Here is a 20,200-nt window from a genome sequence, read left to right as displayed (position 1 = left end):
GAGAGAGGTTTGAGTAATGAAGTTCAACCTTTTTGAACGCTCGCGTGACCAGTGGTCGTGTCAGGCGCACAGCCCACAGAGGGCCTTGCGCCTGACATCCTGCAAGGCCCTAAGCCAGCAGCCCGCGCATTGCCAGATTCTTCATCAACGCGCCTACCCCAAATGCCCATTGCGGCGCCTGATCACTGCCTGTGACCCGGTTATGCAAGGCGCCCAATGTGGGCGATGAAATGCTCACCACATCATCGGCCTTGTGGGTGAACCCTTGTCCCGGCTGATCACGGTCGTCGGTGGGGGCGAACAGGGTGCCGAGAAACAGCACAAAGCCGTCCGGGTACTGGTGATTTTCATTGAGGGTCTGCCGCGCCAGATCCGCCGGATCGCGGCTGATCTGGTTCATCGAGCTTTTGCCGTTCAGCACATAGCCGTCCACGCCCTCGACCCGCAAGGTCACTTCGCATTCACGCACATGGTCGAGGCTGAAGTGTTCGTCAAACAAACGAATAAACGGCCCCAGCGCGCAGGATGCGTTGTTGTCTTTGGCTTTGCTCAGCAGCAAAGCACTGCGCCCTTCAAAGTCGCGCAAGTTGACGTCATTACCCAGGGTGGCACCGTGGATTCGGCCCTGGCTGTCCACCGCCAACACCACTTCTGGCTCGGGGTTGTTCCAGCTCGAACCGGGGTGCACGCCAATGGCGTTGCCACTGCCAACGGCAGCGAGGACCGGTGCCTTGGTGAAGATTTCCGCATCTGGGCCAATGCCGACTTCGAGGTATTGCGACCACATGTTCTGTTCGATCAGTACCTGCTTGAGGCGCAAGGCCTCAGACGAGCCGGGACGAAGATCACGCAAGTTGTCGCCAATCACCTCCTGCACCAGCGCACGAATTTCTTGCGCGCGCAGGGCATCGCCCCCGGCTTTTTCTTCAATGACCCGTTCGATCATGCTGGCGGCAAACGTTACACCTGCGGCCTTGATCACGTGCAGGTCAGCAGGGGCCAGCAGGTAAGGTTTATTCATATCGCGCTGTTCGCCACTGTTGGCCAGCAGCGTGTGGATCGAACCCAGGGACGTACCCCTGATTTCGCGCACGGCTTGCAGCGGGTTGTCGCTGTCGAGCAACAGGCTCAGGGTCGGGAAGTGAGCGGTGCAGTCGATCACGTCGCCGTCTCGAATCACCACCACGGCCGGGCCACCCTGCTCGCCCGGCAACCAGACGCGCCCGATCAGTGTGGCGCGCTGCCAGTCGTTGGGCAGGGAGTTTTCAGCATTCAGATTCAGCGTTTGCATAGAGCCATCCTTATATCGATTCACGTGTAGCCGCTGACGAGGGACGAGGCTGCGATGGGCGGCGAAGCGGCCCCGGCCAGCGGCTCCTCAATGGCTTAGTGAGAGTGGCGGGGCGGGCCGTTTTCCGGGATTACGCGCCAGTACAGGGTCGCCGGTTCCAGGCAGCCGCCGGTGGACAGTTGGCCGACCAGTTGGCGGTACAACTCCTGCCAAGGGGTTTGCGACGGGGCCAGCGGGGGCAGCGGTTCCTGACGACGCTCATTGAGTACGCTGTCATCCACCAGCAAGTTCACGCTGCGCGCGTTGAGGTCCACACGCAGGCGGTCACCTGTGCGCAGCAGCGACAGGCCGCCACCGACGGCCGATTCCGGGGACATATTGAGAATGGACGGGCTGGCCGAGGTGCCGCTTTGGCGGCCGTCGCCCATGCACGGCAGCGAATCGATACCGGCTTTGATCATGGCCGAGGGCGGGGTCATGTTGACCACCTCGCCACTGCCGGGGAAACCAACAGTGCCGCAGCCGCGAATCACCAGGATGCAACGCTCGTCGATGTCCAGTGAAGGGTCATTGATGCGCGCCTGATAGTCTTCCGGCCCTTCAAACACAATCGCCCGGGCTTCGAAGCTATTGGGTTGCAGCGGGTCGCTGAGGTAGGTGCTGCGGAAGGCTTCGCCCACCACCGACATTTTCATGATGGCGCTGTCGAAGAAGTTGCCGCTGAGCACGATAAACCCGGCGCGGTGCATCAGCGGGTCTTCGAACGGTCGAATCACGTCGCGGTCGCCGGTCACGCAGTCGGCGACCACCTCGCCGATGCTGCGACCACTGACGGTGCGGCAATCGCGGTGCAGCAGGCCGACTTTGTCCAGCTCATGCATCACGGCCGGTACGCCGCCTGCGCGGTGGAAACTTTCGCCCAGGTATTCACCGGCCGGCATGCAGTTGACCAGCAAAGGCACGTCCTCGCCGACACGCTGCCAGTCTTCAAGCGACAGGTCGATACCGCTGTGCCGAGCGATGGCAATCAGGTGCGGCGGGCAGTTGGTTGAAGCGCCGAGTGCCGAGGCAACGGCGATGGCATTTTCAAACGCCGCGTGGGTCATGATCTGTGACGGGCGCACGTCTTCGCGCACCAGATCGACAATCCGCATACCCGTTGCATAAGCCATTTGCCCACGCTCGCGGTACGGCGCGGGAATGCTGGCGCAACCGGGCAACGACATGCCCAGGGCTTCGGCCAGCGCGTTCATCGACAGCGCGGTACCCATGGTGTTGCAGTGGCCCACTGACGGCGATGACGCGGTCGTCAGGGTCATAAACCCTTCGTAATCAATCTCGCCTGCGCTGAGCAGGTTGCGTGCATGCCACAGCACCGTGCCGGAGCCGATGCGCTGACCTTTGTGCCAGCCGTCGAGCATCGGCCCGCCCGACAGCACGATGGAGGGCAGGTCAGTGGTGGCCGCCGCCATCAAACAGGCCGGGGTGGTCTTGTCGCAACCGGTGGTCAGTACCACGCCGTCGAGCGGGTAGCCGTGCAGCACTTCAACCAGGCCCAGATAGGCCAGGTTGCGATCCAGTGCCGCGGTGGGGCGGCGTGATTGCTCGGCAATCGGGTGCACTGGAAACTCCATCGGAATACCGCCCGCATCGCGAATGCCGTCCTTGACCCGTTTGGCCAGTTCGATGTGATGGCGGTTACAGGGCGTGAGGTCGCTGCCGGTCTGGGCGATGCCGATAATCGGCCGCCCGGATTGCAGTTCGGCCCGGGTCAGGCCCTGATTCATGTAGCGTTCCACGTAGAGCGCGGTAAGGTCAGCGTGGCTCGGGTCGTCAAACCACAGCTGGCTGCGCAGGCGGCGTGGGGTTGAATCGGTCATGGCAGGCTCCAGCAAATTATTCGGGTAATGGGTTGTTGCGGCGTAACTGACGAATCAGCCCCGCGTGATCGAGTTCGCCGTCACCGGCCTCAACCATCGCGGCAAACAGGCTGTCGACCAGACTGCCGACCGGCAGCGACAGGCCGAGTTGTTGGGCGTGGGCGAGGGCGGTGCGGGTGTCCTTGAGTTGCCACTTGGCCGGGCCACCGGGGGTGAAGTCGTTGTTGAGCATGCGTTGGCCGTGCTGGCGCCAGATGGGCGAATCAACAAAGCCGCCCAGCAGTGCTTCGTGGACTTTGGCCGGATCGGCACCGCCGCGTTCGGCCAGTAACAGACCTTCAGCGACGGTGGCGATGGTGCTGGCGACGATCAGTTGATTGACCAGCTTGGCCAGCTCGCCGGTGCCCGCCGGGCCGACATGCACCGGGCGGCCCATCGCGCTCAGTACCTCGTGGCCTTGCTCAAAGGCCGCGGCTTCACCGCCGACCATGATTGCCAGGCTGGCTTCCCGCGCCCCGCGTTCGCCCCCCGACACCGGGGCGTCGAGGTAGCGCAGACCGTGCTCTGCGCACAACCGTGCCTGCTCCACCGCGGTGTCGACCGGGATTGAACTCATCACGATGACCAGCGATCCCGGCGTCAGCGCCAGCGCCGCACCGTCTTCGCCAAACAGCACGGCGTCGCAGGTGGGGCCGTCACTGAGCATGCAAATCAGCACCTGAGCACCGCTTGCGGCCTGCGCCGGGCTGCTCGCGATGTCGGCGCCGTGCGCTGAGAGTTCCTGAGCTTTGGCCGCAGAACGGTTCCATGCCCGCACCGGGAAACCGGCGTGTAACAGGTTGCGGGCCATTGGCTGGCCCATGATCCCAGTGCCTATAAAGGCGACAGTGGGCAAGTTCATGCTTTACCTCCAATCACGACTGCCGGTGGCAGCTCTGCATCAAGGGACGACACTTTGTTGCGCGGCATCAAGACCATGCCCAGGCCGCCCAGCCCGACCAGTGCTGCAATCACCAGAAAGCCCGGCGTGTAACTGCCGGTCACGTTGAACAGAAAGCCCGTCAGGTAGGGGCCGACAAACCCGCTGAGGTTGCCGATTGAGTTGATCAGGCCAATCCCCGCAGCTGCGCCGACGCCGGTCAGCACTTGGCCGGGCACCGCCCAGAACACGTTGATGGCGCTGTAAACGCCCATTGCCAGGAAGATAAAGCCCAGCACGATAATCCACGGTTGGTTGATCAGCAGGGCCAGCGCGATGGCGATAGCCGCCAGCATGGCAGCGCCGCCGGCATGCCAGTGGCGTTCTTGCAGGCGATCTGAGCGACGGCTCCACCAGATCATTGCCACGGCGGCGACCGCATAAGGCACGGCGGTGATCAGGCCGTTTTGCATCAGGCCGATTTCCAGCCCGAATGATTCCCGGAACGAGGCCAGCACGGTGGGCATAAAGAAGTTCATTGCGTTGGAGCCGGAAGTGATGCCGAAGTACACCAGCGCCAGCAACCACACTTGGCGGTTGGCCAAGGCCTTGCGAATCATTTGCCCTTTGGTCGGCTGCACACCCACCACCAGCGGTTTGCTGCGCTCTTCCTGTTCGAGGGTGTTGATCAGCCAGTTGCGTTGTTCATCGGTTAGCCAATGGGCGTCGGCGGGGCGATCGGTCAGGTAGAAGAAACAGACCACGCCGAGGATGACCGCAGGCACGGCTTCGACGATGTACATCAGGCGCCAGCCAACAAAACCCCATGCGTCGCCCAGCTCCATCAGGCCCACCGACAACGGCGCGCCGACGATTTGAGCGATGGGCACACCGAGGTAAAAGGTCGCGATCATGCGGGCGCGGTAACGGCTCGGGAACCACAGCGACAGCAGGTAGATGACCCCCGGGAAGAACCCGGCTTCGGCAATGCCCAGCAGAACGCGCAGGGAGATAAAGTGCACCGGAGTCTGCAAAAAGCCCATGGCCCCGGCAATGATGCCCCACGTCACCATGATGCGGGCGATCCACACACGCGCGCCGTAGCGGTGCAGCAGAATGTTGCTTGGCACTTCAAACATGAAATAGCCGAGGAAGAAAATCCCCGCGCCGAGGCCATAAATGGTCTGGCTGATACCGATGTCGGCGTTCATGCGCAGGGCCGCAAAACCGACGTTATTACGGTCCAGAAAAGCGACGACGAACAGCAGGACCAGAAAGGGGATCATGCGTTTTGTCACACGCTTGATGGTTTGTTGTTCGATGTTCGAGACATCCGTAAGCGGGATAGTCATGTCGCACGACCTCAGTTTTTTATTGTTATTAAGGACTTCAAATACTGCTCGTAGCAGCTGACGAGCTCAGCGAGGCTGCGTCTGGCTGCGAAGCAGTCGCTAAACCATTGACTGCAGAGTGTCAGTAAAACCTGGTTTCCAAAATTTACGGCCGCTTCGCAGCCGGACGCAGCCTCGCTGCGCTCCTCAGCTGCTACGGCGTGGGGCGGTATCCTCAATGTGGGCGCGCACAATGGCGTCGAAGTCGGGGTCGGCGGTGAAGCCCAGTGCGCGGGCGCGGGGGGCTTCAACGGTGCTCGGCCAGCTTTCAACGATGCGCTGGATGGTCGCGTCCGGTTCCCAGCGAATCAGGTTGACCACGTCATCACCCGCCACTCGCTGCAGCGCCGAGACCATGTCAGCCACGGTGGTGGTCACGCCCGGCAGCGGGATGACTCTTTGGCTGCCCAGTGTCTGCGGTGACAGGGTCATGCCCAGCAGCATCGATTCAATGATGCGGCGCGGCGAAGTGAGGTACACCTGCGTGTCCGGACGCACCGGGCACACAGCCGGCAGGCCCACCAGCGGTTCGCGGATGATCGAGCTGAAGAAGGTTGAGGCGGCCTTGTTCGGTTTGCCAGGGCGCACCGCCACAGTCGGCAGACGCAGCACGCGACCATCGACAAAGCCTTTGCGCGCATAGTCAGCGACCAGCAATTCGCCCACGGCTTTTTGCATGCCGTAGGACGATTGCGGGGTGAGGGCGGTCTCGTCATTGACCACGTCTGGCAGTGTGCCGCCAAACACGGCAAAGCCGCTGGCGTAGACAAAGCGCGGCGCATTACCTTGTTTGCGCAGGGTTTCGAGCAGCAGCATCAAACCGTGCAAATTGACCTGCATGCCCAGATCAAAATCGGCCTCTGCAGCCGAGCTGACCACGGCAGCCAAATGCCAGACCACATCCACGCCATCGGTCACGCGGGCAATGACGTCAGGGTCGGCGACGTCACCGGTCACCAACTCAATACGCGGGTCGTTGGGCACGTCTTCGCCCGCGAAGGCGTCAAACAACACGATGCGCTCAATCGGGCGGGGCGCCTGGCCTTCGAAGGTCAGGGTGTTCAAGTCCAGCAGGCGCTGGGCCAGTTGCTTGCCGATAAAGCCAGTGCCGCCAGTGATCAAAATGCGCATGAGGGTGCTCCTGTTTCTTATCGTTATTTGTTGAGTCGAGTGAGCTTAGTCGGCTTGCACGGTGCGTTGGCACTGTTCGCCAAGGCCTTCAATGCCCAAACGCATGACTTGACCCGCTCGCAAAAATACCGGTTCCGGCTTGATGCCCAGACCCACGCCCGGCGGCGTGCCTGTGGAAATGACGTCGCCCGGTTGCAGCGACATACAGCGGCTCAGGTAAGCAATCAAGGCCGGGATCTGGAAGACCATGGTGCGGGTATTGCCGTTCTGGTAGCGCTGCCCATCGACTTCAAGCCATAGGTTGAGTTGGTGCGGGTCGGGGATTTCGTCGCGGGTGACCAGCCACGGGCCGAGGGGGCCGAAGGTGTCGAACCCTTTGCCCTTGTCCCAGGTGCCGCCGCGCTCCAGTTGCCATTCGCGCTCGGACACATCGTTGATCACGCAATAACCGGCCACGTGCTCCATGGCGTTGCTTTCATCGATATAGCGACCGCCCTTGCCGATCACTACGCCCAGTTCGACTTCCCAGTCGGTCTTGGTCGAATGGCGAGGGATTTCAACGTCGTCATTGGGGCCGCAGATGGCGCTGGTCCATTTGTTGAACAGCACCGGCTCAGTCGGCACGGCCATGCCTGACTCGGCGGCGTGGTCGGCGTAATTGAGGCCGATGCAGATAAATTTGCCGACCTGGCCGACACACGCGCCCAGACGCGGCGAGCCGCTGACCAAGGGCAGGCTTGAGGGGTCGATGTTGCTCAGCGTGGCGAGACGGGCGGGGTCGAGTGCAAGGCCTGCGACATCGTGGATATGCCCGGACAAATCACGGATATGGCCTTGGGCGTCGAGCAGTCCGGGTTTTTCCTGGCCTTTTTCGCCGTAGCGCAACAGTTTCATAAAAGCTCCTTAGGGGTGAATGATTGCGAAGCCGCTGGGTGAGGCTGCAAGCGAGTCAATTACTCATTCCGCCATCAATGATCTGGGCAGTACCGGTGGTGTAGGCGCTGGCGTCGCTGGCCAGGTACAGCACCAGCCCGGCGATTTCTTCAGGCATGCCGATGCGGCCCATCGGCTGACGGTCGACAAACGCCTGATACACCTCGGCTTCGCTGCGCCCTTGTTCACGGGCCTGTTCGGCGATGCGCTGGCGCAGCGAGGGGGAGTCAACGGTGCCGGGGCAAATCGCGTTGCAGCGAATACCTTGACCCACGTAGTCGGCGGCCACGGATTTGGTCAGGCCGATGACGGCGGCTTTGCTGGCGGTGTAGGCAAATCGGTTGGGCACGCCTTTGATGCTGGAAGCCACCGAAGCCATGTTGATGATGCTGCCACCGCCGGCCGCGAGCATGCCCGGCAGAAATGCGCGGATCATCCGGTACATGGCGGTGACATTGAGGTCGAAGGAGAACTGCCAGGCTTGCTCGTCGCAGTCCAGCAACGCGCCGCTGTGCACGTAGCCTGCGCAATTGAACAGCACGTCGATGGCGCCCACTTGACGGCTCAGGGCGTCGATGTCGGCTGCCCGTGTCACGTCCAGTGCCAGGGCTTGAATGCCGGGGATGTCCTGTAGCGCTTCAATATGCAGGTCAGTGGCGATCACTTGGGCGCCGGCATCGCGCAGAGCCAGTACCGACGCTCGACCAATGCCTTGGGCCGCGGCAGTGATCAAAACGCGTTTGTGGGCGAGGTTCATGGGCAGTCCCTTATTGTTATTGGGCTCAATAAACCCACCCTAATGTTGCGTGGCGATAATCGCCAATGAGATATTCTCAAGCCTTAATAACCGGAGGTTATCGAATGGCCGATGTCGCGTTTAATCAACTGTGCAACTGGCTGCGGTTTCGCCATTTGGTGCTGATCAACACGCTGGCGCGTACGCAAAATATGCACGCCACTGCACAGGAAATGAGCATCAGCCAACCCGCCGTGAGCAAGATGCTGCGCGAGATAGAGCATCAATTGGGCTTTGAGGTGTTCGCCCGTTTGCCGCGCAGCATGACTCTCACGGATTTGGGCAACCACGTGGCCCGTTTCGCCCAGATCGCCCTGAACGATACCCAGCAGTTTGTCGGCCAGATCAACCATCTGCGTCAGGGCGGGCATGGCTTGCTCAAAGTCGGCACCATCTACGCAGCCACGGCGGTGGCGGTGCCCGCGGCGATTGTGCGGGTCAAGCAGGACTGGCCTCTGTTGACGGTACAAGTGCTGGAAGGCACCAGCGCCAACATGCTGACCCTGCTTGAGCATAAAGAACTGGATCTGGTGGTCGCCCGTTTCACCCTCGACCGTCATCGTGAATTGTTCGATTTTCAAGCCCTGGCGCCGGAGCCGCTGTGTCTGGTTACAGGCAGCCAGCACCCGTTGGCTGGGGCCAGCGAAGTACCGTTGAGTGAGTTGGGCAGTTGGCCGTGGGTGATTTACCCGACCGGCACACCGATGCGCGCACGGGTCGAAAAGGCCTTTGTCGAGGCGGGCATGCAGACCCCGGAAAACACCGTTGAAACGGTTTCCCTGCAAACCACCATGCAATTGCTGCAAACCACGCCGGTGGTGGCGATGCTGGCCGAGTCCATGGTCGAACCGGAAATTCAGGCGGGGCGGCTGGTGCGCCTGGCGTTACCGTTTCCGCTAGTGCTGGCGGACTACGGAGTGATCACCCGGCGCAATGAACCGCCGCAGTGGTCGGCAAAAGCCTTTATCGAGGCGTTGTTAACCGGACCTGATGCCATGCGCGGTGCTCAACAGACGCCTTGATAACGTCGAGTTATCAATCGATGGCATCTTGTGATTGGGCAGTGTGCGTGCGGGCAACTATAAAGGGATGGATAAAAACCGCTCATTAGAGGCGCGCATGAAAACAATAAAAAACTACAAGACGCTGACCATCTTCTTTCTGTTCCTGATTGGTGTGGTCAACTACCTGGACCGCAGTGCCCTGTCCATCGCCAACACCACGATCCAAACCGACTTGGCCATCAGCCCGATGCAAATGGGGGTGATGCTGTCGGCTTTTTCCATTGCCTATGCGTTCTCGCAACTCCCCCTTGGCGCCTTGATCGACAAACTGGGGAGCAAACTGGCGCTGGGCGGTTCACTGGTGGTGTGGTCAGTGGCGCAAGCAGCCTTCGGGCTGTTCAGCAGCTACGGCCATCTGGTGGGGTTGCGGGTGTTGCTGGGGATTGGTGAGGCGCCGGTTTTCCCCTCGGCGGCCAAGGCCTTGTCCGAGTGGTTCGACACGCAGGAGCGGGGCACCGCCACCGGCTGGGTGTGGTCATCGACCTGTATCGGACCGTGTCTGGCGCCCCCTTTGTTGACTGTATTTATGGTGCATCTGGGCTGGCGCGGGATGTTTATCCTGACCGGTGTATTGGGCTTGTTGCTGGCGGTGTGCTGGTTCAAGTTCTACAAAAGCAAAGCGCAATACATGGCTGAAACCGGCCGTGCTGAACCGGTAGCTGTTCAGCAAGCCAAGGGGCCTAAAGTGCCCTGGACTTCACTGTTCAAAGACCGCAATACCTGGGGGGCGTTTCTCGGGTTTATGGGCGTGATCTACATGATCTGGCTCAACCTCACTTGGCTGCCCGGCTACTTCGAACGCGAGCACGGCCTTGATCTATATCGCACTGCGTGGGTGGTATCGCTGGCGTATCTGTTTGGCGCCTTGGGCACCATCGTTGCGGGTAAATGCTGTGACCGTCTGGTGGCGCGTGGCATGCGAGTGCTGGCCAGCCGCAAACTGATGGTCATTCTCGGCTTGCTCGGTGGGGCGCTGTTTACCTTGATCGTGGCCTTTACCACCAACGTCGTGGTGTGTGTCGTGTTGCTGTGCCTGACGATGTTCTTTATCAATATCTCCAGTGCCACGGCCTGGATGATCGTCAACACCATCGTACCGTCGGAGCGGGTGGCATCCTTCGGCTCGATCCAGAACTTTGGCGGTTATCTGGCAGGTTCCATTGCCCCGATTCTGACCGGCTTCAGCGTGCAGCAGAGTGGCTCGTTCTCCTCAGCCTTTGTGATCAGTGCTGTGGTCGCTGCGTGCTCGGCATTTGCGTACTTTGCACTGCTGAAAGAACCTGCAGCCCCGGTGATGCGTCTGGAGGCCGTGCCGGCGGTGGTCTAGGCGCTTTTCCTTGTAACATAGCCAGTCAGTTCACCAGTGCGTGTCTCAGGATCTGGAATTACTTAATGGCTTTACGCTTAACGTTGATCGCCCATGCCCGCACGATTGCGCAGAAAAAAGCGCGTTTCGCCGCAGACGAATCCGTGGAAATGGACGGGCAGGCACCGGCTCATTCGCGCAATTTATTTTCATCCCGCACGACACGTTACCTGTGTGGGCCGGAAGCGCGGACGAGAGAGACAGCGGCGCTCTTTTCAGCGGATGCACAGCTAGATCACGGCTTGCGCGATTGTGATTTTGGCCGCTGGAAGGGGTGTTTGCTCGATGACATTGAGCCCGAGGCGCTGGGTGTGTGGATGGCGGACTGGCAGGCGACACCGCACGGCGGTGAGTCTGTAGAGCAACTGTGTCAGCGCACGGGGGAGTGGATGGCAGCGCTGACGGGGAGGGGCCATATCGTTGCAGTGACACATCCGTTGGTTATGCGTGCGGCACTGATGAACGTATTGCAATGCCCGCCGTCGGCGTTTCACGCAATTGATATCGAACCGTTATCGATGATTGATTTGCGCCACAACGGAAAGTGGCGGATGCGGGTATCGCCCTCACCCTGACCCTCTCCCAGAGGGAGAAGGGACTAAAAGCAAGTGCAGATCTGCGCAACACCACAATTCAGCCCCCTCTCCCTCTGGGAGAGGGTTGGGGTGAGGGTAACTCGACACGCCTAAAGCCAGGTTTCAATAATGCGGCTGTCCAAGTCTTCGAGATCGGCCATGCCCAATACCCGCGTTGTGTTCAAGCCGCGCAGATAGCCGCGTAGCTGAAGAGCAGTAGAGCGCACGGCTTCCTGGCTGGCGGCCGGGTCGTTTAGAACGTCCTCGTAAAGCACCAAGTATTCAGCAACCCGCTCTCGATATTCCGGCAGTACGGCATCGCGAATCCGGTCGAAGGTTCGCATTTTTTGATGTGTATTCACGGTTCCCCCTGTGCATGTTGTTATTTGAGGCTGCCCCCAATGTAGCTCACGTGCACCGGGGGTTTCTACCCAGGGTTTATGGCTAAGTGCCTATAGGGCACCCCGTCGGCCAGTACCGCGAAGGTTTTTCCTATTCAAAGGTGTAAGGCGTCAGCGCCGTCGGGTCGATATTTTGATCGACTTTACTCATGGCTTCTTTGAGGGGGCAAAGCAGGCCGACACTGGTTGTTCGGCAGTCTTTGGCGCTTTCGAAATCGGCCTTGAGGGGTTTTACGGTGCCGGTCAATTGGGTCAGGCTGCGAATTTGATCCATTGACTGCGCTTCAAAGGCTATACGCAGAAAGTACTCGCCGGTTTTGACTTCCTTGTAGCGTTCAAACTGCAACGTGCCCACGGGCGGGATGTTGTTTTCAATGTAGTCACCGAGCTTCCAGCCAAAGCCCAGCATGGTGCGCAGGTAGGAAATGTTGGTGTCGTGGGCCACCAGTAGCATCAGCGGGACATCAGGCGGAGTGCTTTCGTCGGCTTTGCCAGCCAGTGAGGTGCCTTGCTTGAGTTCCAGAGAAATCTGGTTCATCAGCTCGGAGGCGCCGCGACTGGCGATGTAGGGGATGTCATTGAGAAAATCGTATTTGGCCTTAGTCAGCACCATCAGGCTGGAAACTTCAGCTGCGGTGCGCGCATGGCCGAATGCGACTTTATCCAGCGGCAGGCCCTGGCTGTATTCCAGACGGAACACTTCACCCATATTGGCGCCGGCGCTCAGGCCCTTGATAGCAAAGCGGCCTTTGGCATTTTGCTCCAGCGTCCACTTTTCTTTACCGTAGGGGCAGTCGGCTCCGGGCAGGCAGGCGACTTCCTTGAGCTGTTCTTCGTAGGGTTTGAAGCGTGCTTGAGCGGCTTCAACGCTGCCGCCCAATGCTTGCAGGATTTGCGCGCGGGCTTTCTCGGGGTCGAGGGCCGCAAAGGGCATTTCATTGGCCTGGAACAACGGATCCTGACTGCCGCTGACGTAGGTGGGTTGAAAGCCGCAGCCGGGAAACATCCCGTCGAGCAAGGCTTGTGCGGTGGCTTTGGTGCGCTGCATGGGGCTTGCATGGGTCAGCAATTGCTTGGCGTCTGGGCAGCCTTTGGGGATCAGACCTGCACTGCGCAACACCTCGGCGCGGTAGAGGCCCATTTCGACCGCGCCGGTATAGCCGTGGCCTGTCAGGTTGCCAAAAGGCACCAGCCACACGGGCCAGTGGCGCTCTGTGACCTTGGTCAGCAGTTTTTCATTGGAGGCTGTAGGCGGGCGAACGCCATGACGGCTGATCTGAACGACTTTATCCAGTACATAACCATCACTGGTCGGGGTCTGAGCAACGGCTGCCGGGCTGAGCGTACTGGCCAGCAACAGGCCTGTGCAGAGAGGGAGAAACGTTTTCATCGGTTTTCCTTTTGGTCATCCTGGACAGCATTGCGCGGTGAGTCTAGACGGCAAACGGATCACGTAACGCAAAACCTTTGCCGCTTCTGATCTGTGTTTTTCGGTGAGTCAATGACGGCGCAGAGGCCAATTCCCGGAATCCTGCGGCCATTGCTTGAAATCCCCAGTCACTGCTGCGTATTTTGTGCCCATTGCCCCTCGTGGCGTGTTCAACAAGGAAAGCGTCATGACCACCCGTTGTCAGGCTCCACTCATGCAGCCATTGGCTGGCATTGACGAAGTTGAATGTGTGACTCCCGACCTTAACGGCGTCCCGCGTGGCAAAGTCATGACCGGGGCAGGGTTCCTTGAAGGGCGGCGTCTGCAAATGGCCCGTGGCGTGCTGCTGCAATGCATCATGGGCGGCTACCCTGAAGCCCGTTTTTATGGCGGCGAAGACGGTGATCTGGCGCTGGTGCCAGACCCTGCGCACATTCATCGTTTGCCCTGGAGTGCGCAGCCACGAGCATTGGCCATTTGCGATGCGAATGAACTCTCGGGTGGCCCTTCATCCCTGTCGACCCGTTCTCAGCTCAAGGCGGTGATTGCCCGTTACGCAGCGTTTGGGCTGGCGCCGGTGGTGGCGACAGAACTGGAGTTTTTTGTCTTTGCGCCCAATCCCGACCCGACTCAACCCTTTCGTCCGCCCGTTGGCCTGGATGGCCGCCGCGAAGACGGCAGCTCTGCGTTCAGCGTCAGTTCCAACAACGGCCTGCGGCCCTTCTTCAGCGAGGTGTATGCGAGCATGGCAGCGCTGGGGTTGCCACGTGACACCGTTATGCATGAGATGGGCGTCAGTCAGTTTGAGATCAACCTGCTGCACGGAGATCCGCTGCTGCTGGCCGATCAGACTTTTTTATTCAAGCACCTGCTCAAGGAAGTTGCCCTCAAGCACGGCCTGAACGTGGTGTGCATGGCCAAGCCGCTGGCGCACACGGCAGGCAGTTCGATGCATATTCACCAAAGCGTGGTGGAGCAGGGCAGCGGGCTTAATGTGTTCAGCGATGAGACGGGGCAACCCACCGCGATGTTTCGCCACTTTATCGGCGGGCAGCAAGCGTGCATGGCCGACTTCACGGCGCTGTTTGCGCCGAACGTCAACTCGTATCAGCGTTTGTGTCACCCGTATGCATCGCCGAACAATGCCTGCTGGTCACTGGATAACCGCTCCGCCGGGTTGCGCATTCCGGCCAGTGCACCCGTGGCACGGCGCGTCGAAAACCGCTTGCCGGGGGCAGATGCGAACCCTTATCTGGCCATTGCCGCCAGTCTGGCTGCCGGTTTGCATGGCATCGAACATAAGCTTGCGCCGACACCTGCCATCCAGGGCCAATTCGAGGTGCCGGATGCCTTGTTATTGCCCTGTACCTTGCATGCCGCTCTAGAGCGGCTCAAGCGCAGTGGTCTGGCGATTGAACTGTTCGGCACTGAGTTCATCGAAGGCTACATCGCGTCCAAGACTCTGGAGCTCACCAGCTTCTACGATGAAATCACTCCCTGGGAGCGCCGTGTATTGGCGGCTCAGGCTTAAGCAGGAGTCGCAGGGAACGCCATGCATCAAATCTGGAAATCTTTTCGCGCGTTGTATTTTGCTTCGCTGATGATGTTGATTGGCTCAGGCCTGTTAAGCACCTACCTGGCGCTGCGTTTGGCTGCCGATAATGTCGACGGCTTGTGGGTCGGCGCCTTGATGGCCGCCAACTATTTTGGTCTGGTACTGGGCGGCAAAATCGGTCACCGCTTGATTGCCCGAGTGGGGCATATCCGCGCCTACGCCACCTGTGCCGGCATTGTCGGCGCTGCGGTGCTGTGCCACGGCCTGACCGACTGGCTGCCCATGTGGCTGCTGCTACGGGTCATCGTTGGCCTGGGCATGATGTGCCAATACATGGTGATCGAAAGCTGGCTGAACGAGCAGGCCGAGGCCAAACAGCGTGGCGTGGTCTTTAGCCTGTACATGATCGCCTCCTACCTGGGGCTGGTACTGGGTCAACTGATACTGGTCATCCACCCCCAGCTCGGTCTTGAATTGCTGATGCTGGTCGCCATGTGTTTTGCCCTGTGCCTGGTGCCCGTGGCCATGACCCGACGCATTCACCCGGCGCCCTTGCACCCGGCACCGATGGACCCCAAGTTCTTTATCCAGCGCGTACCGCAATCATTGATCGCCGTACTGGGTGCGGGCTGTCTGGTCGGGTCGTTCTACGGCTTGGCGCCGCTGTACGCATCCCAACAAGGGCTGTCCACCGAACTGGTCGGCCTGTACATGGGTTGCTGCATCTTCGCCGGCCTGTTGGTGCAATGGCCGCTGGGATGGTTGTCTGATCGCTACGACCGGCCGCTGCTGATCCGAATCCTGGCGTTCTTGCTGGCCCTGGCGTCATTGCCGCTGGCGCTTTTACCGTCGGTGCCCGTTGAGGTGTTGTTTGCCGCAGGTTTTGTCAGCGCGCTGTTGCAGTTCTGCATCTACCCGCTGGCCGTCGCGTTTGCCAATGACCACATCGAACCTGAGCGGCGCGTGTCTTTGACCGCGATGCTGCTGGTGACCTACGGCATCGGTGCCAGCATCGGGCCACTGCTGGCGGGTGTACTGATGAAAGTCATGGGCAGCCAAATGCTCTACGCCTTCTTCAGCGTGGCGGGTTTACTGCTGGTGTGGCGCATCCGTCCGAATGCCGTGACCAACCTGCACCAGGTCGACGACGCACCGCTGCAACACGTTGCCATGCCGGACAGCATGTCCAGCTCCCCTCTGGTGGCTGCGCTTGACCCGCGGGTTGATGAACAAGTGGTACAGGATCAAATGGTGGATAACGTGGAACCGCACGATGAACCGGAGCCGCAGCCTGAAGTTCACCCGCAAGACGTTACCCAAGAGACTGAGCGTAAGGAGTGAGTGTCCTGTGGTCGAAGCGCCTTTAAGGCGCTTTGATCTGTTGGGCGAGAGGCGCCCAAGTGGCAGTCGGGGACTGGGTGTTAACGGTTGAGTCCATCCGTGAATTTGACGATGTTGCCGAACGCCCGGTAATACGCCGATCAGGCGGTGTAGGCTGTTGTAGCGGTAGGGGCGCATCTACTCTATTTTGAATTGAAAAAGTTGGCATGGCTGGGAGTACTCCCTGCCATGCAGTTTTAGGTACAGTAATTATTTCCATGCTTTAAAGTTGATGTAGTTGATAACGTGAGGGTAGTGTTGGGATCTCAGTTCGATGGCGTATTTTTTATTATTAATTGTTCCAAGTATAGTGATATTGTGGTCATTTCTTGTAATCGAAGAAGTTGTTGTCAGATAAGTATAAAAAGCCTGTATTTCATCGATCGGAGTATAGGTTCGTAAGTGGACTTCAAAGTCTTGCGTGGGTGCACCTAGTGAGTAAATAAAATCTTTAGAAAAGGGCCATCCTTTGGCCTCTCCCACAGTGTACTTTCCGTTAACGCCTGCGCCAACGAGTTGTGATTGAGTCAGTAGGAGGGGGATAAATTCTTTAGGCAGCTCAGCGGGCAAGTCATTGGGTGTCCATGATCGGATGTTTGGTTGTGTTGTTATATAAAGGGTTTTTGCTATTTTTTGGACCCAGTCTGTCCTGTCAGGATCTACATAAGCCATAAAAATGGTCTGCTCTGTGGGTATCTTTTTGCTCCACAGAATTAAGGGGTCTGCAATGTTTTCATGTGCCCCCTTTGGAAGAAATATGTTTAGGATGTGGCCCTTGTCGTCATTGCAAAAAACCTCCCTGTCTAAATTTCTGTGGCAATCTCGACTCACCAATGCGACAGCCAATAATTTATTGGAATCATCAAATAAAAGCGCCGCACGAGACTCTCCTCGGGTGCCTTCATTTATACCTGATATCATTTTCAGGTTCTTGGGGATGGCGTACTCGTTTGGGGTAGCTTGAGAATTAAGAGAAGTAAGTACTTGTTTGGATATAAGTGTTCCTGCAGTACTGTCTTTTATATACCCGCCTTCCTGATAGCCAAAAAAATCGACAACGGCCTTGCGTATTTCACGATTTTCACTGAGTTTTTCTGGCCTGTTTTTTTTGGGTCCTGGGCCTGGAAGAAGTACTAAGCTTACACTGCCGTCTGCGTTTATTGTTTCTTTTAAATGAGTCATGGCAGGGCGTGCAGGTATTGAAGATGTAAGAGTGGTGGCAGAATGTGCACTTATTGAAGATGTAAGAATGCAGCAGGCTAGTAATATTTTAAATAGCATGATTGTTTTTCCTGTTTTTAGAAGGCTTAATACTTAACCATATCTGGTATGTCTAGCTAGTCGCCAATTTGCATTGCTTACTTATTAAGTATGTCTGAATGTTAAGTTTGTTATGTGCAGACGCACTTCCCCATACCCACCAACCGTTCAAAGGCACTTTCTATAACCAAACTAGCGCTTGATCATGGGAAGCGGGTGCTCAAGCTTGGCCCGCACCTGCGCTTTCGCGTATTCGATCTTACGTCCCATACGACCGATCAAACTCTTATAGGCGTGCTTTTTATAGAGGCTCGGACTCGCCGCAATCGACCCGACATCTTGCGATCCTGATGCTCAGAACGCTTTTCGACCCCCGTGTATATTGTCGTTTGATAGAGTGATACTTCCAGCGCTAGATTGCTGTAGCCGAACCAATTTTGCTTCAAACGAACGCGCAACATGGCCATCGACGGGTACGCCGGGCGGCCCCCTTCGCCGTTTGGATAATATGGCTCGATCGAAGTAACCAAACTCTTCAAGGGCACGGGTTCGGTTTGTAGTCTATATTTGGCTGGTTGCTATATAGTCAGAGCCAAGTCCTGTTTGTAGGAGGTCAGCTATCAGAGCGCCTTTTTTTAATGCCCACCTGGGCCGTTAGAAGTTACCTTTTCATATCTCAATTCGTTATCAGCATTGCTAGATAACTCCTTGACAGATATTCCTAGCGAAAGATTACTGGTTTTTAGGAAAATTACCATTTGTCGTTATCTATACGCAGTGCTGCAGCGCCGTGGAATGATGGTTGGTTACCATGTTGACTGATCTTCTTTTGCGGCTTTGTATAGTTCATGTTTCCACCTATCTTGGATGATGTGGAATATATCTTCGAAGAATGTGCGTGGCGTATTTATCTCGTGTGCCTCCCAAGCTATTTGATAATTCTCATTCGGATTGTTTTCAAAGTAATTTTCGAAGTCGTGATTGGTATCGTTTAAAGCTTGTTCTAGTTTTTCTGTGAGGATGAATTTGTGTCTATAAGAAAGATTCTGCAGGTGTGGAATGATATGCTCCTTTATTATTGTGTTTCTTTGTTCGTTGTTGGGGTTCAGCTTCCACAGCTGTTCTCCGAGAGTTTCCTCTTGGTCATATATTTCAATTCCTCCTAAGAAATAATCTAAAGTAGGATTGTAGGGGCGATTTGTGTTTGGATGAGTAAGCATATTTAATCTACCGGGAAAGCAGTGAAAGGACGATCTGGATTATTTGGATCAAATTTTATTTCAACACCGCTCATTTGTTCATTGATTTTCGGGTTTTTAGGGTCTGTTTTGTTTGGTTTGTAGCCCCTGCCTGAATTTTTAAGCTGAAGTCTTACTACGGGATTGCCCTTCTTGTCTATACCTGTTTCCCTCGGTAGTCCGCGGACTATTCTTGTAGTTGCTTCATTGATTGCATGCATTTGAGTTTTCCAGTCTTTAAACTGAGAGCTAGGGTTTCCAATATTTTTGCTTGGTGTAATACCCGTAATAGGATTTGTGCCGTCAATCGCTCTTTGTTTAAGAACAGTGTCAGATATTTCGGGACTATGTTTGCCAATTGTATGCATGTCATATTTTTGCTCATAGCGCTGAACCTGACGTTTGGCATTAGCCTCAGAAAGAGCCTCTATTTCGGCACTTCGTCCACCCGGACACTCCCCCTCAACACTCATCAACCCCAACGGATCCACCCACCCCGTTGGGTTGGGCACGTACTGGTAGCTGTTGAGTCCACCCGCCAATTTGATCGGGTCGGGGGTCAGGTAGCGGCCGGTGTTGGGATTGTAGTAGCGATGGCGGTTGTAGTGTAGTCCGCTTTCTTCGTCGTAATACTGGCCCTGAAAACGCAGCGGGTTGCTGATTTCGTTGATGTCGAATTTGACGATGTTGCCGTAGGCCCGGTAATACGCCGACCAGACGATATTCCCACTTACGTCGGTGAGTTCTTGCGGGGTGCCCAAATGGTCGAGCTGGTAGTAATAAACCTCGTTGGTGGTGCCGTGGCCTTTTAGCAGGGCCATCGGTTTGAAGGTGCCGGGTTCGTATACGTAGCTGCGGTACAACGGCCAGCCCTTAACACCTTTTTGGTAGATGTTTTCGGCGATCAGCCGGTCGCCCTGCCAGATGAATTGGGTGGTTTTGCCGTCCATGTCTTTGGCGATGCGTCGGCCGAAGGCATCGTAGCGGTAGGCGACGTCGCTGCCGTCGGCCAGGGTGATGCCGATCAGGCGGTGTTGGCTGTCGTAACGGTAGTGGCGCACAAGACGTTGGCCGGCGCCGCGTCGTTCGCGGATGAGGTTGCCGTAGGCGTCGTAGTCGAAGTGGCAGTCGCCTTGCATGAGCAGGCGGTTACCTTTGATTTTGCCGTAGCTGCGGCCCTGGCCGTTGTAGCTTTGGGCGAGTAGGTTACCCGCCGGGTCGTGGGCGAAGTGTTCGACGTTGTTGGCGTTGCCGAGCACTTCGGTGAGGCGGTCAAGCGGATCATAGGCGTAGCTTTTTTGGCCTTTGCGGCTGTCGGTGAGCAGCCTCAGGTTGCTGTTGGCGTCGTATTGGTAGCTGCGCCGGTAGTGGTAGTGGCCGCTGACTTCTCCGTTGCGGTCGAGGGGGTAGACGCGGTGTTCCTTGAGGCGCTGTTGTTCGTCGTAGTGGTATTCGCTGAGCACCGAGCCTTGTTGGCGCATGATCTCGCGCCCGTGTTCAAAGCGGTGGCCGGTGAGGCGCTGGCCGTTGAGGTTGATGGCTTTGAGCGCGCCGCCGGGGTGGTAGAGGTAGTGAAGGCCGTTGCCGTCGG

17 protein-coding genes and 1 pseudogene are annotated in these 20,200 nt (G+C 57.7%); 5 read left to right on the top strand and 13 right to left on the bottom strand.

Translation table 11 applies throughout. The annotated features are described in order from the left end of the window. Window positions 1-109: 109 nt before the first annotated feature. From FJD38_RS09795 to FJD38_RS09765, 7 genes are all read right to left on the bottom strand, one after another. On the bottom strand, window positions 110-1,291 hold the full coding sequence (locus FJD38_RS09795; RefSeq protein WP_146385111.1) for a fumarylacetoacetate hydrolase family protein: 1,182 nt from the start codon (window positions 1,289-1,291) through the stop codon (window positions 110-112). A gap of 95 nt (window positions 1,292-1,386) precedes the next feature. Next, entirely contained in the window at window positions 1,387-3,171 is a 1,785-nt protein-coding gene (locus FJD38_RS09790) for an IlvD/Edd family dehydratase (RefSeq protein WP_122783380.1), read from the bottom strand. Between the two features lie 16 nt (window positions 3,172-3,187). Beyond that, the gene (locus tag FJD38_RS09785; RefSeq protein ID WP_146385109.1) at window positions 3,188-4,072 is read right to left on the bottom strand and encodes an NAD(P)-dependent oxidoreductase; all 885 of its coding nucleotides are present in this window, start codon (window positions 4,070-4,072) and stop codon (window positions 3,188-3,190) included. Beyond that, window positions 4,069-5,442, bottom strand: a complete 1,374-nt coding sequence (locus FJD38_RS09780) for an MFS transporter (RefSeq protein ID WP_146385107.1) — start codon at window positions 5,440-5,442, stop codon at window positions 4,069-4,071. Before FJD38_RS09780 ends, FJD38_RS09785 begins: the two co-directional genes overlap by 4 nt. A 186-nt stretch (window positions 5,443-5,628) precedes the next feature. Then, window positions 5,629-6,612 carry a D-erythronate dehydrogenase gene (gene denD / locus FJD38_RS09775; RefSeq protein ID WP_122783377.1) on the bottom strand — a complete coding sequence of 328 codons (984 nt, stop codon included), beginning with the start codon at window positions 6,610-6,612 and terminating at the stop codon, window positions 5,629-5,631. Between the two features lie 45 nt (window positions 6,613-6,657). After that, window positions 6,658-7,506 carry an ureidoglycolate lyase gene (locus FJD38_RS09770; protein ID WP_122783376.1) on the bottom strand — a complete coding sequence of 283 codons (849 nt, stop codon included), beginning with the start codon at window positions 7,504-7,506 and terminating at the stop codon, window positions 6,658-6,660. Between the two features lie 55 nt (window positions 7,507-7,561). Then, window positions 7,562-8,302, bottom strand: a complete 741-nt coding sequence (locus FJD38_RS09765; protein WP_146385105.1) for an SDR family oxidoreductase — start codon at window positions 8,300-8,302, stop codon at window positions 7,562-7,564. Window positions 8,303-8,406: 104 nt separating this feature from the next. On the opposite strand from FJD38_RS09765, the gene FJD38_RS09760 reads away from it, so the two are divergent. The 3 genes from FJD38_RS09760 to FJD38_RS09750 all read left to right on the top strand — a co-directional run bounded on the left by FJD38_RS09760 (window position 8,407) and on the right by FJD38_RS09750 (window position 11,346). After that, window positions 8,407-9,363, top strand: a complete 957-nt coding sequence (locus FJD38_RS09760; RefSeq protein ID WP_122783374.1) for a LysR family transcriptional regulator — start codon at window positions 8,407-8,409, stop codon at window positions 9,361-9,363. A 97-nt stretch (window positions 9,364-9,460) separates the two neighbouring features. Continuing rightward, the gene (locus FJD38_RS09755; protein WP_146385103.1) at window positions 9,461-10,732 is read left to right on the top strand and encodes an MFS transporter; all 1,272 of its coding nucleotides are present in this window, start codon (window positions 9,461-9,463) and stop codon (window positions 10,730-10,732) included. A gap of 65 nt (window positions 10,733-10,797) precedes the next feature. Then, the gene (locus FJD38_RS09750) at window positions 10,798-11,346 is read left to right on the top strand and encodes a histidine phosphatase family protein (RefSeq protein ID WP_146385101.1); all 549 of its coding nucleotides are present in this window, start codon (window positions 10,798-10,800) and stop codon (window positions 11,344-11,346) included. A gap of 110 nt (window positions 11,347-11,456) precedes the next feature. On the opposite strand, the gene FJD38_RS09745 is transcribed toward FJD38_RS09750, so the two are convergent. Together FJD38_RS09745 and FJD38_RS09740 are read right to left on the bottom strand one after the other, a co-directional pair. Next, window positions 11,457-11,708: a hypothetical protein gene (locus FJD38_RS09745; RefSeq protein WP_146385099.1), complete on the bottom strand. Its 252-nt coding sequence runs from the start codon at window positions 11,706-11,708 to the stop codon at window positions 11,457-11,459. Between the two features lie 130 nt (window positions 11,709-11,838). Next, window positions 11,839-13,137: a histidine-type phosphatase gene (locus FJD38_RS09740; RefSeq protein WP_146385097.1), complete on the bottom strand. Its 1,299-nt coding sequence runs from the start codon at window positions 13,135-13,137 to the stop codon at window positions 11,839-11,841. A 328-nt stretch (window positions 13,138-13,465) separates the two neighbouring features. Between FJD38_RS09740 and FJD38_RS09735 the strand changes: the two genes are divergently transcribed. Together FJD38_RS09735 and FJD38_RS09730 are read left to right on the top strand one after the other, a co-directional pair. Continuing rightward, window positions 13,466-14,707 carry a glutamine synthetase family protein gene (locus tag FJD38_RS09735; protein WP_167654266.1) on the top strand — a complete coding sequence of 414 codons (1,242 nt, stop codon included), beginning with the start codon at window positions 13,466-13,468 and terminating at the stop codon, window positions 14,705-14,707. A 21-nt stretch (window positions 14,708-14,728) separates the two neighbouring features. Next, window positions 14,729-16,072, top strand: a complete 1,344-nt coding sequence (locus FJD38_RS09730) for an MFS transporter (RefSeq protein ID WP_122783368.1) — start codon at window positions 14,729-14,731, stop codon at window positions 16,070-16,072. Window positions 16,073-16,321: 249 nt separating this feature from the next. Here FJD38_RS09730 and FJD38_RS09725 read toward each other — a convergent pair whose 3' ends face one another. The 4 genes and pseudogenes from FJD38_RS09725 to FJD38_RS09710 all read right to left on the bottom strand — a co-directional run. Next, a complete protein-coding gene (locus FJD38_RS09725) occupies window positions 16,322-17,392 on the bottom strand; it encodes a hypothetical protein (RefSeq protein WP_146385093.1) in 1,071 nt (356 codons plus the stop codon). Window positions 17,393-17,751: 359 nt separating this feature from the next. Beyond that, a pseudogene (locus FJD38_RS25125) lies at window positions 17,752-17,916 on the bottom strand (transposase); the annotation flags it as partial. 261 nt (window positions 17,917-18,177) lie between these two features. After that, window positions 18,178-18,591 (bottom strand): hypothetical protein, encoded by a 414-nt coding sequence (locus FJD38_RS09715; RefSeq protein WP_146385091.1) that lies wholly within the window; start codon window positions 18,589-18,591, stop codon window positions 18,178-18,180. 2 nt (window positions 18,592-18,593) lie between these two features. After that, a partial coding sequence (locus tag FJD38_RS09710; protein ID WP_146385089.1) for an RHS repeat domain-containing protein occupies window positions 18,594-20,200 on the bottom strand: 1,607 nt, incomplete at its 5' end.

Origin of the sequence: Pseudomonas saxonica (assembly GCF_007858365.1) — a bacterium.
In the GTDB taxonomy this organism is placed as follows: Bacteria; Pseudomonadota; Gammaproteobacteria; order Pseudomonadales; family Pseudomonadaceae; genus Aquipseudomonas; species Aquipseudomonas saxonica.
This window is presented reverse-complemented; position numbering and strand designations above follow the sequence as displayed.